Here is a 14,203-nt window from a genome sequence, read left to right on the forward strand (position 1 = left end):
ATAACAACCCCCTTATTACCTACCATGTTAATAGGTTTTATTTTTTGCATTATATTACCAATTGCCTACCTTGTCAATAGGTTTTCGTATCAAATATATGATCCTGCCAAACATATTTCCCCTTATTTATACTGTTCATGCGAACCGTATGTATTTCCAAAACTTAGATTAATCGCTACCGGCCATCGATATTCCAACGCCTTTCTCATAACATAATCAAGCCCCATCATTAGCTCTGTCGTTCTTGGAAACCCCTCCCGATCCGGTGTCCCTAGTTTCACCACAAGAAGTTCGCTTTCCGGAGCCACGCCTCGATATTGTCCAAAGTCTTTGCTCCCGCTTCCAGCAGCCACACCTGCCACCGCTGTCCCATGCCCGGAGAAATCCTGCGACTTCACGATCTGCTTTCTCTCTTCACTCGTTCCCGCTTGAAGCGCTTTGTTAATGTCTTCCTGATTGTATTCCACACCCACTTCAAATCCTTTTGGCGCAATTCCATCCACACCATTTTGGAGACTTTGATCCCAAAGCGCACGAATCCGCGTAGTTCCATCTGGATTTCTGAAGTCCTCCCGCTCATAATCAATGCCAGAATCTAAAATCGCCACAAAAATCTTTGCTCCTGTCAATGAAAGAGGCTGTCTTTGAACAGGATTAATACAAGATACCCGTTTTCCCTCCGCCACTTCAAAGAAAAGTCTTTTCGGCTTTTCGATATATTCAATTTGCGGAAACTCCGTCAAGGTATTGATTCTGTCTTCTTTTATGACGATCACCGCATATCCCCCCATCAGTGGTGTTACCCGACTCGCAATCTTTCGTATCTCCTGCAGATCCCCTGAATATTTGATAATTAACGTCCACTCCCTTTCTTCTTTTGCAAATCCCACATCTAATTCGATCGAACGCTCTCTTTCTTCTTCTGTTGCGTCTAATGCAAGGTTTAAAAGATTCTCTCTTTTTTGACTTTCCATTTTAACTTACCGCTTCTCCATTTCACTCTACATTTATAAATGATACGAAACTTTCTTAGTATTCATGCGGTTATTTATCTCAACCATTCGTCTTTCATTAAAATGTCAATTGGGGACGGAGTAAAGTTTCATTTTACTCCGTCCCCAATTGACAAAAAAAAGATTTCACTTCTCCCTATCAGAAAAGTGAAATCTTAAAGATCTGCTTTGATTTTTCCAAAATTATTCTTCTATTTTCCTTTTATCCCTCTGTTTTTTCACGACCAAAAACAGAATCATAAACCCACTAGCTAGTAAGATCCATAACAAGGTACTCAGCAACGCTTTATCTCCAGTTTTTACCAGAGTATTCTGTTCTGTAGGAACTTTCGGCAATTCATATCGATTAACAAAACGAACTGCATCTTTTTTCACTTCCTCTTTCCCCTGCTCCAAAGCTACAACCGTCGTTTCCAAGCCTTGCGCAGAATCTGCAGTACAATATACTGTCACATTATACACACAAGTATCGTAGGTATAATATTCTTGATTTCCTGGCTGTTGTCTGACTTCGTACTTGTAAACACCTGGCTGTTTAAAGGTAATAGGAGGAAATGCCTTTTTTCCCTGACCCTGAATCTCTATTGTGACTTTTTGGTTCTCCGTCTGTTCCGGCATAGGTGCATCGTTCGTCAATGCTTGCATCTGAATCACAAAAGTTTCCTGACGCAAAGGCCTATCTCCTTCCAAGACTGTTTCAACAGGAAGTTGAAAGCTTGTTTCCATCGCAAAAGTCTGCAGTGTATCTTTACTGAATAATAACAACATGAGTAAAATAGAAAACAGAGTTTTATTTAGCTTTTTCACATATTACTCCTTCCTGTCTTTATCCTCCACCGGTATCATCTGTGCCAGAACCACAGTCCTTGCATCCGTGAATTCCGATGTACAGGTAGTTAAAGATATAAGCTGTGGATGCTCGCATTTTTCCAATGCATTCAACACATCGTCTCTAACAAAAAGAGCTTGACTTCGGATATAATCCAATTGACCATCTTTCCATTTTGGAGGCCAGTTTTGAAGTTGGAATATCCTCTCATCTGAAACTCCGGTTATCAATACAGCCGCCACCTTCAGATCATATACTTTATTCGGCAAAAGCAGGGTGCCTGTATCATGTTTCTCAAAAAATTCCGACTTTTTATATAAGTCTAAATCTCCAAACATATTTCCCCCATCCATGTGATGGCCATACAAAAGATTATAAGAATCTGTAAAATCTTTTGCATTCTGACAGTCTAGAAAAATGCTTCCCGCAAGAGCAAACTGTCCATATATATCTCGATTGATATATGTAAGATTGGTTTCTCCCTGCAAAACCGGATAATCAATATGGGTCCCATCCATAGTAAGCCATGCACAGACATCTGGATTAATGGAACACAGCTTTGAGAAATCCGGCTTTTCTTCATCCGGTTTCAGTTTCAGCATATCCTCCTGAACATTTTCTGCAGCCGAATAAATTCTACGGTTATCATTCAACACAAATAACGCATAAGCGGCCGCAATAATAAAAATAAGAATCAGCACAAAACTGATAATAAAGTTCAGGAAACGTTGTATATATCCGGAAATTTTATGTCCCACTATTTTGCTTCCTTTCGTTGTCTGCCTTTCTTTTTGCAGAGAATCCCCCGCAAATCACCGGAGGATTCCCCTTATATACCTCTATTATTCCTCTCTTCTTCTACGACTTTTTACGAACATCATTCCTGCTCCGATAATAACAAGACCAAGAATTACTACATAAGGAAGAGTTTCAAGATTAATTCCTGTGTTTGGCTTTACCATATCGCTGTCTTCAATATTTGCACCCTTGCTGTTGCTGATAACAATATTATTATTCGTATCAGATCCAACAGTACCAGATGCAAAAAGGGTTCTTCCATAGTCTTTATCAGCCGGCTTATCAACAGTTGGATTCTCTACTTTTGTTCCTCCGCCATAATAAGCTACCGTATATCCTGTTGTCGTATCATTGATATTTGATTCCGTCAGCTGTCCAATATGCTTCGGATCCTCTTGCACCTTATATTTGACCCCTGCTGGAATCCCCTTAAACTCAACGACTTCATCGTCTTTAATCTGGAGTGTTACCGCTGCTGTATATCCAGTTGCGTCAGTTCCTGTCCAACTGGAATTAGCACTTCCCACTTTAGAAATCACATGCTCTTCTCCATCATTGCAGATAATATCACTGCGAACCGGCTTCTCTGACTGCAACGTTACGTGCACCTCAAATTGTTCCTTTCCTGCTAATGGTCCTCTTGCCTGCTTCATAATCTTAAATTTTGCTTTTTCTACCGGCTTCTCTGAATCTGGAACTGGTTTTACCGGATCCGGATCTTCTGGTTGCGGAGTTGGAACCGGGTTCGGATCTGGCTCTTGTGGCCCTGGAAGATCAGGATCAACCTCTCCGTCTAACAGGTACTTATTTTTAAAATCTGCTTTTTTAGTTGCGTCATTGCTCGTATCTGTTTCTGCCCCTACAAAGTCACCGTTTGCAGCAACCGTCACGTACTTTTTCAGACTACCGCCATCATATTTTACAACAACCTGGATAAATCCAGACGCTTTGTCATATACCACGCCAGCTGTATCCTTTGAACCTGGTGCATATTCAGCCGGGGACAGCTCTTTGATTTCATAATTATATTTTCCCGGTACCGTATAAGCCGGCACAGTCACCGTAATATTATTTGTAACATTTGTAACCTGCAAATCTGCTACGCTTAATGCTGGTGCAGTAGCTGGATCCATTGGCGCTGCTGTACAGGTCGTTGTAAATTTCAAGATTTCATCTGGGAATCTGTCTACTGATGTTGTACCATCATTTTTCACATACTTCTTCTCAATTACAAACTCCGATGTTCTTCCTGCGTCACTTCCGTCTGTCGGATAATTCGTTGACGCTGCCAAAACCGGTATGCTCATACAAAATGACAGAACAACTGCCAGTATAAGTGATAATTTCTTTTTCATATTTCTTCTCCTTTTATCATATGTTAATAGATTCTGCAAAGTTAAAACCCTCTGCGTCGGACAATGGTAATCACCTTGCCCTTTATTGCTTCCTCTGGCAGCGGACCAAAGTCCCTGCTGTCAGAAGCTTTTGTACGGTAGTCTCCAAGAACAAAGATATACCCTTCTGGTACATGATATGGATATTTTAAAAGCTCTTTTGGTTCTGTAGGGTACAGAATCTCTCCTGATTGTACTGCACCATTTACATACAGTTTTCCCTCTTCATCCATATCCACATAATCTGTTTCTTTTGCTACTACCCTAGACACACAGATTTCTCTGTCCATCTCATACAGGATCAGATCGTCTTTTTGGATTTCGTTCTCCAACCGAAATCCAAAAACGAGATCCCCATCTTTCAAGGACGGAAACATCGCATTTCCGTTAAGCTGGCAGACAATAAACACTTTAGAAAACAGGATATAAAATACAAGTATTAATCCTGCCAGCCTTACTCCCAATTCTCCCCAGCCTCTGCGGTCAAGAATCTTATTTCTGCGAGACTTAATGACCTCTTCCGCTGTTACTTTTGAACCTTGATGCTTCTTTTTCATTTTTCTGAAACTTCCTCACACTTTCCGGTTCGTTCCTGTAAGAGAAGATCGTATCTTTTTCTCTCCCACACAAGCGCCTCCTCATACATCTGATTTAACTCTTGTATTTTCTTCCAGACATCTGCTTCATCTACACCAAAAAGTCTTCTTTTGAACCTTAACCGTTCTAAGTACAGTGCAATCCTATTTTCCTGCTGTCTGTTCCGATCTTCTCTTGATTTTTGTTTTGAATCTATCGCACTCCCTCCTCTTTCGTTATTCTCTAATAACTCTCTTCTTCCTTCCCCAGAAAAACAGGGCGGACATAATACTTATGATGATCAACATTCCTACATACAGCTTCTGATCTAAATCAATACCTGTATTTGGTGTTGCATCCTCTTGATTTTTATTTGTGATCTCGAGTTCAATCACATCTCCCGGCGTTCCATTAATCGAATACTCCATAACAGCTTCATTGTCATTTTCTTCTGCGTCAACTTTCTGCAAAGAATCTCCATTTTGATTTTTCCTTGAAATTGACACATCATATTTGACAGTGTCTACCGTTTCTGTCACTTTCAGAACAGAACCAAGCGCTACATGTTCTATCGTAACCATATCGCCATCCTTAAGAGAAGCGTTTATTTGTTTGTTCATCTGCATACCATCTTCCTGATATGCTATTTTCATCTTGAACGGCTTATTTCTTTCACCAAAAGGACCGGTTACTTCTTTTTTAATGCGAACCGTAACTCCACCCTTTTGCGGATGATTGATGATATGTCTATCCGTAAGTGGTTTCCATTCCTGTGTCTTCGGATCTCTCTCATATAAGAAGAGAATCTCATCTTCTACATCCACCATATACAAAGCCAGGTTATCCTTGTATTGTGTTTTACTAATATCCCCCTTGTATGGGGTAGAAGACTCTACCATCCAATATCTGCCATTTGCAACATGATCCGGTATATGAAGCATACCCTTCTGATCCGTCTTAAATTCCGTATCTTGGATTGGTGTACACTCCACCCCATCCTTTTTCAGGGTCACTTTATCACTGGTCTGGCCATTCTGGTATTCTACAGTATAAGCTTTATCATCTACATATTCTGAAGTACCATCTTTATACGGCACCTCATACAACATGAACTTCGCACCTTCCAAACGTTTTCTTGGAAGATCATCCGTCTTTAAGATGCTCCGCTCTGCCAAATTAAAATGCAGATTCTGAACCTCCAACTCGATCTTCTCAATTGTTTTGAATTCCTGTTCATTCGTCGGCTTCACAAGCTGATCACTTTTATCCTTGTATACGATTTCCGGATAAACCACTTCGTAGTATAGGAATCCATCACCAAATTCCGGCGAATAATGGGTTTTACCGATTTCAATCTCTTCTATCTTATACTGTACCGGCTTCTGATCCACAAACAACGGTACTTTATCAATCGTACACTGCCATCCATTCTCCTCATCCAGGATAAAGTCCTGACCTGTGGATATCCCATCTCTGTACAAACGTACCTTTACCTGTTTTTCAGTCAGTGCATCATTTCTATTTTCCCATTTCTTTTTAATATGTAGACTGCTGCTTTTTGAGAAATTTCGGATATTTAGACTCGTTGCTCCTCGAAGTGTCAATACTTCTTTCCCATCAATTTTTCCATCTTCAGGTGCCGCAACTCCGTCTTGTGAACCTTCCGCCTTTCTGTCAACCAACTTTGCAGATACGATTTGGAACGCCCCGTCTTTAATATCAACCTTGATTTCAATGTCTCCCGGATCAATATAGCCAACCGGCACATTCGTTTCCTTCAACAGATAAGTCTCCGTAGCTACACGATTATTGCCCGAGTCATCCTGCAGCAAAACAGGGAGTTCTGCAATACCATTTTTATCTGTGGTAACCGAATCTTTTTTATTCCCGTCTACCATGACATCAAATGTAATCTCTTCCATTCCTTGTCCTGTAATAGCATCAAATTTATTTAGGGTAAGAACCCCCGGTTCTTGATAACGATTTTCCAGTTCAATGGTAAGCGATTCCCCGCCACGTCCCAATCCGCGTCCTGTAAATTTAATTCCGCTTTCCGGATATAATTCCCAAGTATTTACATTTTCTCCCGCTTCATGGGAATTATGAACGTTATACCACCCCGAAAATTGTATGTTCGGTTGAGATGGCTGATAATTATACTCTTTTAACGTGTACTTCCAGAATGGATCTGCTTTCACAATCCAAGTACAGCTTGTATGTGTTTCGTCATCCCACGTTCCTACTATCTGTTCTGGTGCATTATCCGCTGCCGGCTGCTGACCTTCCTCTGTTGGAAGTACCAGCTTCATATGCTGATGAAATGCCGGTGGCTGAGGTGTCCCATCCGAGAAGGTTGCATCCTCATCGATACTCATATAATAATTCTGTTTGATCTCTTCTATAACTTCCGGATCTCCAACAAAGTCTTTCTTTACTGTAAGATAGCCATTTTTAGCTACAATTCGTCCATCAATATGCCAGCCGTCTGCCGCTACACCTTTGAAAGAATACCAATAAATCGTAAAAAATTCTGTATCTAGCTGAGAAGAAGGAATCTCCTTTTGTCCGATACGGATCTTTCGTCCACTTTCACGTATCGTCTGGAACACTTCTTCGTCCGAAGGAATTCGATCCAATTTGTATACGTAATCTTCATCTCCTTTATAGCCTTCGTCCGCCTTTGTTCCCTGCAAAAGTTTCATTACACTCTTATGGCCTTCCGCATACTGATTCCACGTACTTGGGTTCTTATTCCCCAATACCGGCACATCTTTTACACGGCTTGCCTTCACATTGCAGTTTGCTACGGCAACTGCACTTGTGTAATCCTGTTCATTCACTGACGGCAGCGGAATCGATCCATCTTCTGGCATTGCCGATTTACAAATATAAAACTGTACCTGCCTACGGCTTATATCACTTACCCGACTCCAGGATGCATAAAACACAATCGGCCGCTGCGTATCCTTATAAATATCCGAAATATTAATCTCGGCATCGCACTCCTTCCAACGACCAGATGCATTCTTATAATCCCAATGATCAAATTCATACTGCTCCAGCTCTTTACTATTATTATCCTCATGGTCATAGGTCAGCGGATATGGTGATTTTATCTTATAGTTTGAAACTTCATCTACAGGAATATCTTCAATAAATCTTGTCTTATTCTGAACCTGTGGCGTCATCTTCGCTTCTTTCGGCATCTTCTTCATATACCGGGTCGTATCATAGACAATCCTCACTGTGCCCGGCTCCTGCGGCTTATCTGCGACAATCTGATAAGAAGAACCGATCTTTGACATATGAAAGACTAATATATCTGCTCCCGATGACTGTGGATAAATATCCGGCGCATCTCTGTCATTCGACGTACAACTCCAGACAATATCTTTTCCCTGATACTCCCCTTCCTTCGTCGCCTTCTTAGGTACTTCTACTTTATAGTCATCTCCATGAGGCACATACTGTCTTAAAACTGCTTTACCTTCTGTCAAATCCATTGGATCAATTACTTCTACAAGGTGGAAACTTCCCTCCTCATCAAACTTGCGCCCGGCAACACCAATCTGGGCTGACAGACCCGTCAAACGGTCAAAATAGTTTTCAATTCTGTCTGGATTCAACGGGTTAGGATTTGAGAAGTAATACACCGACACATCATTCCCATTTTTCAAAACAGGAATATACCATGTTCCATCTTTATCTTTATAAGGATGTTGTACAAATACCCGGCTGTCCGTCGCATATCCAAATAAGATCTTTTCTTTTCTATCCGATCCCGGCTCCAGTTTTTCCGGTTTGAAGCCAAACTCTTTATAGATCTGGGAGATCGTATCATCCTCTCCTGCTCTTAGATAATACCGACTGCTTCGCCCACTGTTTTCTTCTGTTATGTAATACTGAGTCGCATTGATGTTTTTCACAAGCCGATAGTCCCCATCGATAAACACATAGAAACTAATATTGGCCTCTTTTTCTTCTGCTGGTTTTGCCGTATTATCCGGAACAATCACATAAGGTCTTACCGCAGCATCTCCTGAAATGGTAAAACTCATTTCTCTATTTGCTTCATCCTTTACTCCAGTAATACCAGAAGGTGATCCATCTTCCTTTCGGCATTCCCAGTTCACATCTTTCGTTTCTCCTTCTGCAAGCGGCTCTGTACTTACCGTTCTTGTCAGCGTTGATTTTCTCGCCACAAAGTCAATCGCCGGGAGATTCTCTAATGCTGTAGGGCTATAAACCTGTCCCTTCTCATCCTGCACTGTTACACTGTAAAAACCATTATACCGATTATCGTGATATTCCATCAGTGTCTTTACATTCAGAATCGGTGCATTCTGACCATCCGGGAGATAATACACATCCATTGGCTGTCCTGTTTTTCCTATATAGATACAGTCCAGATTGTTTTGCGTATATTTCCCCGCATTGTGAATCGTATCATAATCTCTCTTGGAATAATAAAATCTCTCACTCTTTCCGTTTAAGATAGATCCATCATAATGGAATTTTTCCAATTCTTCCTGTAATACTTTATTAGAAATATAATAGTAAGTAGTTCCTTTATCCGTCTCTGTATCTTTCAGCACAGGAATATCTTTTTGAACGACGTTATATCTCTCATAATCTACAAATGTATAGAGCTTAATATTTAATGTCTCTGGAGCAAAGGTATTGCATGCAATCGTATATGGCTGTTCGATCTGTTGAACTGTAAATTCTAATTTTTGTTCCTGCGCATTCTCCACTGCCGGTATCGTCTTTTTCCCGTCTTCACTAGCGCAAAGCCATTCATCCGCCTTTGACTCTCCAGGGTCAACCGAAACGGTAACATTATCCCCTTTCTTATGATAGGTAACTGTCTGAGAACCATCCAGCTGCAATACCGTCATCGAATAAAAGCTGTGTTTATTGGATTTTAACTGATCTGCAACCGATGAGGTAACCGTTCCATCTCCATCTACCACATCTTCCGGAACCTTCTCAGATTTTTCCGCTCCCTTTGGCATATAATAAATGTCTGTTGGTACCGTACTACTCTGATTCGTCAAGGTATAGGATACATATTGCTTTCCTTTGCAAGTCTTCATTCCAGCATGTGCCAATGTCTTTCCACCGCGCACCGTATATGGGAAATATTTTCCATATTGTGTATCCGTCGCTTTCATTCCATATTCTTTATAAATCTCTGCCAGATCATCTACGGAAACATAGCACTCACCATTATTATTCCACTGATACACCTCTTTCAGGGAATCACTTGGCAGCTGCCGAATCTCATTGTCTACATATATATAAAACTGAATGTCAAACGCTGTCTTGTCCGCCCTTTGAATCACATAAGACTGCTCAATCTTATTCAACACAAACTTCGTTTTATTTTCTGCCTCTAACGTTCCATCTACATCCACATCATCGCTTCCGACACAGGTCCATTCAATCTGATCCGTCTGTTCCGGAATGGTCGGATTATAATTAGATACTGACTGTTCAAATGTTGTTTGATACAGTGCATAATGAATCTGATCCTGTCCTTCTCCCTTTACCTCTACAGAATAAAAGGAGTTATCTCTTTTTACGGCCGACGCTAGTGTTAGGTATGCTCCCTTTCCCTCCGGAAGATAATAAATATCTACAGGGACATTCTTCTTATCCGCCCCATCATTATAGGAAACATATGTTTTTCCAGAATCCGGATCCTCATAAACAGTTCCATATTCTATTCCGTTTTTCCCTCTATTGGCAGACACAAACTTCTTAGACGCATTTGGATATTGACCATCATTTCCTTTGGCAAATCCAAACTCTCCATATACTGACATAAGATCATCCAAAGAAATTCCATGATATGTCCTTCTTCCTTGCGTCCACGTCTTAACACCGGAAATTCCATTTGTTTGAAGCTTAAGCTTCTTTCCTTCATAAATAATATAGAAGTCAAGATTGTAATCCTGTTTCTCTTCATAAGTCTCCGGTGTTACATTCGCTGCATTCTGCGGGGAATCCATCTTTGCATCCTGCTGCTCTGGCAGCACTTCAGTGTCTGTTAAGCCTTCGCTATCTGATGGTAATCCTTCTTCCTCCTGACCTTCTTCCTCCTGACCTTCTCCCTCCGGTGTCTGTGATCCTTCCGGGGCAGCTGGTTCTACCGAAGGTGGAACTTCTTCCGACGGTTGTTCTTCCCCTAAAGGGGGTTCTCCTTCCGGCATCATTCCGTCCTCTGTCGTTCCTTCACCTTCTGCAAACATCTCTGCGCTCTCAGCAGCTCCATCGGTTTCTTTCAACATTTCTCTTTCTTCCGCAGAAGGCTCTGCTGCTGTTAAAACCATTGTCCCAATACCACTTATACCCATAACGAGTATAAGCCCCCATGCTATCCATCGGAGCCACGCATTTTTCTTTTTCACATTCCTTCCTCCTTATATCCTCAAGTTTTTTTGAAAATTAAATCTTTCTAATTACTTATATTTCGACGCTAAACGCATCCCATAGAGATTCCATCTGCCAAGTTCCCCTACATACTATGATGCCATTTGACATTTTTCTCTATATAATCCGTCTGTTTATTATATATATTATAGCACGAACTATTGTTTATACAAGTGTGGTTCCCCAATAAGTCGCAAAAAAAAGAGATCTCACACAAGAAATCTCTTTTTATCCTTTTTCAAAAGCAATTATTAAACTTTTTACCACCCATTAACTCCAATTAATAATACGAGGTTTCATTGTATGCCAGACTCGTCCCGTTTGGACTGCTTACTGTGCACTCTAAATGTCTTGCCCCTCCTGTTCCAGTCACACTCGGTCCTTCAAAACAAATCGTATATATTTGATTATAAGCTGTTAGCCCATTTGCTAAAACATCATCATTCATCACTCGCAATTCTAATACCATATATACATTATTCACGTCTCCAAAATAATTAGAAAGAGAAATTGAATTTTTAATTACACTCTCTACCATACCTTGATATTGATTTACATGCGCACCAAAATCTCCCCATACGCCCTCATAAAACTTTAAGTTTTCAAATGTTTCAAGAACTTTTGCTTTCTGTGCCTGTGTTTCTTGTTCTTTTGCTTTCTTCGCTTCCTCGTCTGCTTTTTTCGTCTGTACCAGCTGCTCATATTCTTCCAACGTATTGATATTCGTTACCAATTTCTTTTGTGCTTCAGATAGCTCATTATATTTATCCCTGACAGCTTGTACAGATGTATCACCAGCAGTAAGACTATCCTTATCAATTTCATCAATTGCTGTCACTATGCTGTTTGCCGCTTTTTGATCCTGTACTTCTTCCAGCCGCTTATATGCTCCCTTCAAATCATCATAGTTGGAAACTAACTTTTTCTGATCTTTACTTAAAGCATCGTATTCTGTTTTGATATGATCTAAATCTTTTTCAGAATCTGCTGTAATTTTCTTTTCATCCAATGAATCAATCAAATGGATAACTTTCTGCGCTGCTTTTTGATCTTCTTTGTCTTGAAGATAGTCCATAACTTTGGGATAAATAACAAAATACCCTAACACACCTATTATTATTGCCACTAATGCAACAGCAATAACGACTGCCAATGTCTTCTTCCTTTTTTTGCCACCGTTATTACTTTCTACTTCTCCCTTATTACTTTCTACTTCTCCCTTATCATCCACAATAAGATTTTCACTGCATTTTGCTCCACATTCCGAACAAAAGCTCTCATTATCTTGTAATTTTGCTCCGCATTCTTCACAGTACTTCATATCTATTTCCTACTTTTTCTTTCTTCAATAATTCCACATATTCCAGTCAATAAAAAGCCTGCACCTGTAACATAGGAGATATAGGACCAATCCCAGCCCCCTGTTATTAATCCAAATAATATCAAAACACCGCCTGTAACCGTCTGACCAATTGGAACAAGCAATTTAGGAATCCCTGCCCTCTTTGGTGTGTATGGTTGATAATAACCCATATTAGGATTATTCTGCTGTCCATTCGCCTGTCCAGTTGCCTGTCCAGTTCCCATATTTACCTGCCTGCAATTACACACCTCTCCTTCTTGTAAAGCTCTCCCGCAATTACTACAAAATCTTGCCATGTTTCTTTCCTCCTATTTCTTTCTATTATTTCTTTCTATTATTTCTTTCTATTATTTCTTTCTACTATTTTTTTCATTTTTAATATAATGTTGCGTATCCTTCTTCCCCATCATATTCCAGGATTAAAGTAGCCCCATCTATCGAACAATCTTCAAAACTTAATCCATAAAATTCTATAATATTTCCCTCTATATCTTCGATAGCAAAATCCCAGTCAAGGGTATCTTCTGTAACGGTAAACTCTACATCGATTGTATCTCCATCGCAAAGCACTTCATCTGCAAGTATATCTTCTTCCCAATCGTCTACTTCTGGCTGCGAAGCATAAAGAGCATAAATATCAACTCCTGTATCATTTACTACACTCAGATTAAAACTCAACGTTTCTTTCTCCGAATTTCCGACAATAAATATTCCAATCGCAACAATAAGTACAATTACGGCTGCTACAATTCCTACTATGAGCCCCGTTTTACTTTTCCTTTGATTTGCAACAGCCGCTGTTTGCGGATAGCCATTCGGCGATGAATAAGCGGTTTCTTCTCCGGCTTTCTGTCCGCAATAAGGACAGAACTTTTGTGTCTCATTCAATTCTTTTCCACAATTTCTACAAAACATAAACTTTTCTCCCCCCTTACTGAACAACACTATTTTCTACATATAACAATACATCTCTATTAGCCATAGCATACTGTCCGATATAAAGATCATAGATTCCTATTACTGCACCAAGGACTCCACCTAACACAAGATTTAACCCGATAAAAATAATATCCGTTGTCAATGCCTCTTCGTAATGCTTGTATATTCCTACCGGATACCGAATGATCTGCTGACAAAATTTATATGCCTGATAACATGCAAAAGTATTCCACAGAGCAAATCCCCATGCCGAGTACCAAACAAACCCTATCAGCAATTGATAGCAAATAACCGCAACCCAGATATAAAGTCCGATCTTTTCCTTCCTGTACAATTCATTAATTACCCGCATTCCTTCATTTTGCATTTGCATATTCTGATTTTGATACCCTAACCCTACATTGGGCGCACCTATCTGCATTCCACAGCGAGTGCAAAACTTTGCCTGATCATCCAATGCTTCTCCACAATTACCACAAAACATTTTCTTTCCTTCCTCGTATCTCTCTCATCCTCATTATATTTTAGGTCAATTGCACCCTAATAGTCAATAGGTCATCGTGACATAATTTAATTATATTTCAAAACTCCATAAAAAGGAGGTGCGATGCCTATTGTCACGCTTAAAAGATTTGCGCAAAGAACGCGGCTACACGCAAATCAAGATGCAGCATTTAACCGGTATAGACCAAAGCGATTACTCCAAGATTGAGAATGGCAAACGCTACTATACCTTTGAACAGTGCCGGAAGATAGCCCTTGCCCTTGACACAAGCATGGACTACCTTTCCGGTCTCACGGATGAAAAGAAACCTTACCCACGTTCTCATTCACCCAAATAGCAGAAATAACTGCC

At 40.3% G+C, this 14,203-nt stretch carries 11 protein-coding genes; 1 reads left to right on the forward strand and 10 read right to left on the reverse strand.

The window, feature by feature from the left end; translation table 11 throughout:
• Positions 1-122: 122 nt before the first annotated feature.
• The 10 genes from WKT00_RS09980 to WKT00_RS10025 form a co-directional block, all read right to left on the reverse strand.
• The gene (locus WKT00_RS09980) at positions 123-974 is read right to left on the reverse strand and encodes a S8 family serine peptidase (protein ID WP_340263419.1); all 852 of its coding nucleotides are present in this window, start codon (positions 972-974) and stop codon (positions 123-125) included.
• A 222-nt stretch (positions 975-1,196) separates the two neighbouring features.
• Positions 1,197-1,781, reverse strand: a complete 585-nt coding sequence (locus tag WKT00_RS09985; protein ID WP_340263471.1) for a Spy0128 family protein — start codon at positions 1,779-1,781, stop codon at positions 1,197-1,199.
• Positions 1,782-1,823: 42 nt separating this feature from the next.
• On the reverse strand, positions 1,824-2,600 hold the full coding sequence (gene srtB / locus WKT00_RS09990; protein WP_242962681.1) for a class B sortase: 777 nt from the start codon (positions 2,598-2,600) through the stop codon (positions 1,824-1,826).
• A gap of 84 nt (positions 2,601-2,684) precedes the next feature.
• A complete protein-coding gene (locus WKT00_RS09995; RefSeq protein WP_340263421.1) occupies positions 2,685-3,995 on the reverse strand; it encodes a hypothetical protein in 1,311 nt (436 codons plus the stop codon).
• Positions 3,996-4,036: 41 nt separating this feature from the next.
• Positions 4,037-4,591: a signal peptidase I gene (gene lepB, locus WKT00_RS10000; protein ID WP_173814757.1), complete on the reverse strand. Its 555-nt coding sequence runs from the start codon at positions 4,589-4,591 to the stop codon at positions 4,037-4,039.
• Positions 4,592-4,846: 255 nt separating this feature from the next.
• Positions 4,847-11,023, reverse strand: a complete 6,177-nt coding sequence (locus tag WKT00_RS10005; RefSeq protein ID WP_340263423.1) for a SpaA isopeptide-forming pilin-related protein — start codon at positions 11,021-11,023, stop codon at positions 4,847-4,849.
• Positions 11,024-11,325: 302 nt separating this feature from the next.
• Complete coding sequence (locus tag WKT00_RS10010; RefSeq protein WP_340263425.1) at positions 11,326-12,366, reverse strand: zinc-ribbon domain-containing protein; 1,041 nt, start codon at positions 12,364-12,366, stop codon at positions 11,326-11,328.
• A 2-nt stretch (positions 12,367-12,368) separates the two neighbouring features.
• On the reverse strand, positions 12,369-12,704 hold the full coding sequence (locus tag WKT00_RS10015; protein WP_173814759.1) for a hypothetical protein: 336 nt from the start codon (positions 12,702-12,704) through the stop codon (positions 12,369-12,371).
• Positions 12,705-12,783: 79 nt separating this feature from the next.
• Positions 12,784-13,323 carry a zinc-ribbon domain-containing protein gene (locus tag WKT00_RS10020; protein WP_340263427.1) on the reverse strand — a complete coding sequence of 180 codons (540 nt, stop codon included), beginning with the start codon at positions 13,321-13,323 and terminating at the stop codon, positions 12,784-12,786.
• Positions 13,324-13,339: 16 nt separating this feature from the next.
• The gene (locus tag WKT00_RS10025) at positions 13,340-13,831 is read right to left on the reverse strand and encodes a zinc-ribbon domain-containing protein (RefSeq protein ID WP_340263429.1); all 492 of its coding nucleotides are present in this window, start codon (positions 13,829-13,831) and stop codon (positions 13,340-13,342) included.
• 130 nt (positions 13,832-13,961) lie between these two features.
• Between WKT00_RS10025 and WKT00_RS10030 the strand changes: the two genes are divergently transcribed.
• On the forward strand, positions 13,962-14,189 hold the full coding sequence (locus WKT00_RS10030; RefSeq protein WP_101695710.1) for a helix-turn-helix domain-containing protein: 228 nt from the start codon (positions 13,962-13,964) through the stop codon (positions 14,187-14,189).
• The last annotated feature ends 14 nt before the right edge of the window (positions 14,190-14,203 follow it).

Origin of the sequence: Dorea sp. ICN-14282 (assembly GCF_037890115.1) — a bacterium.
Lineage (GTDB): Bacteria > Bacillota > Clostridia > Lachnospirales > Lachnospiraceae > Dorea_B > Dorea_B phocaeensis.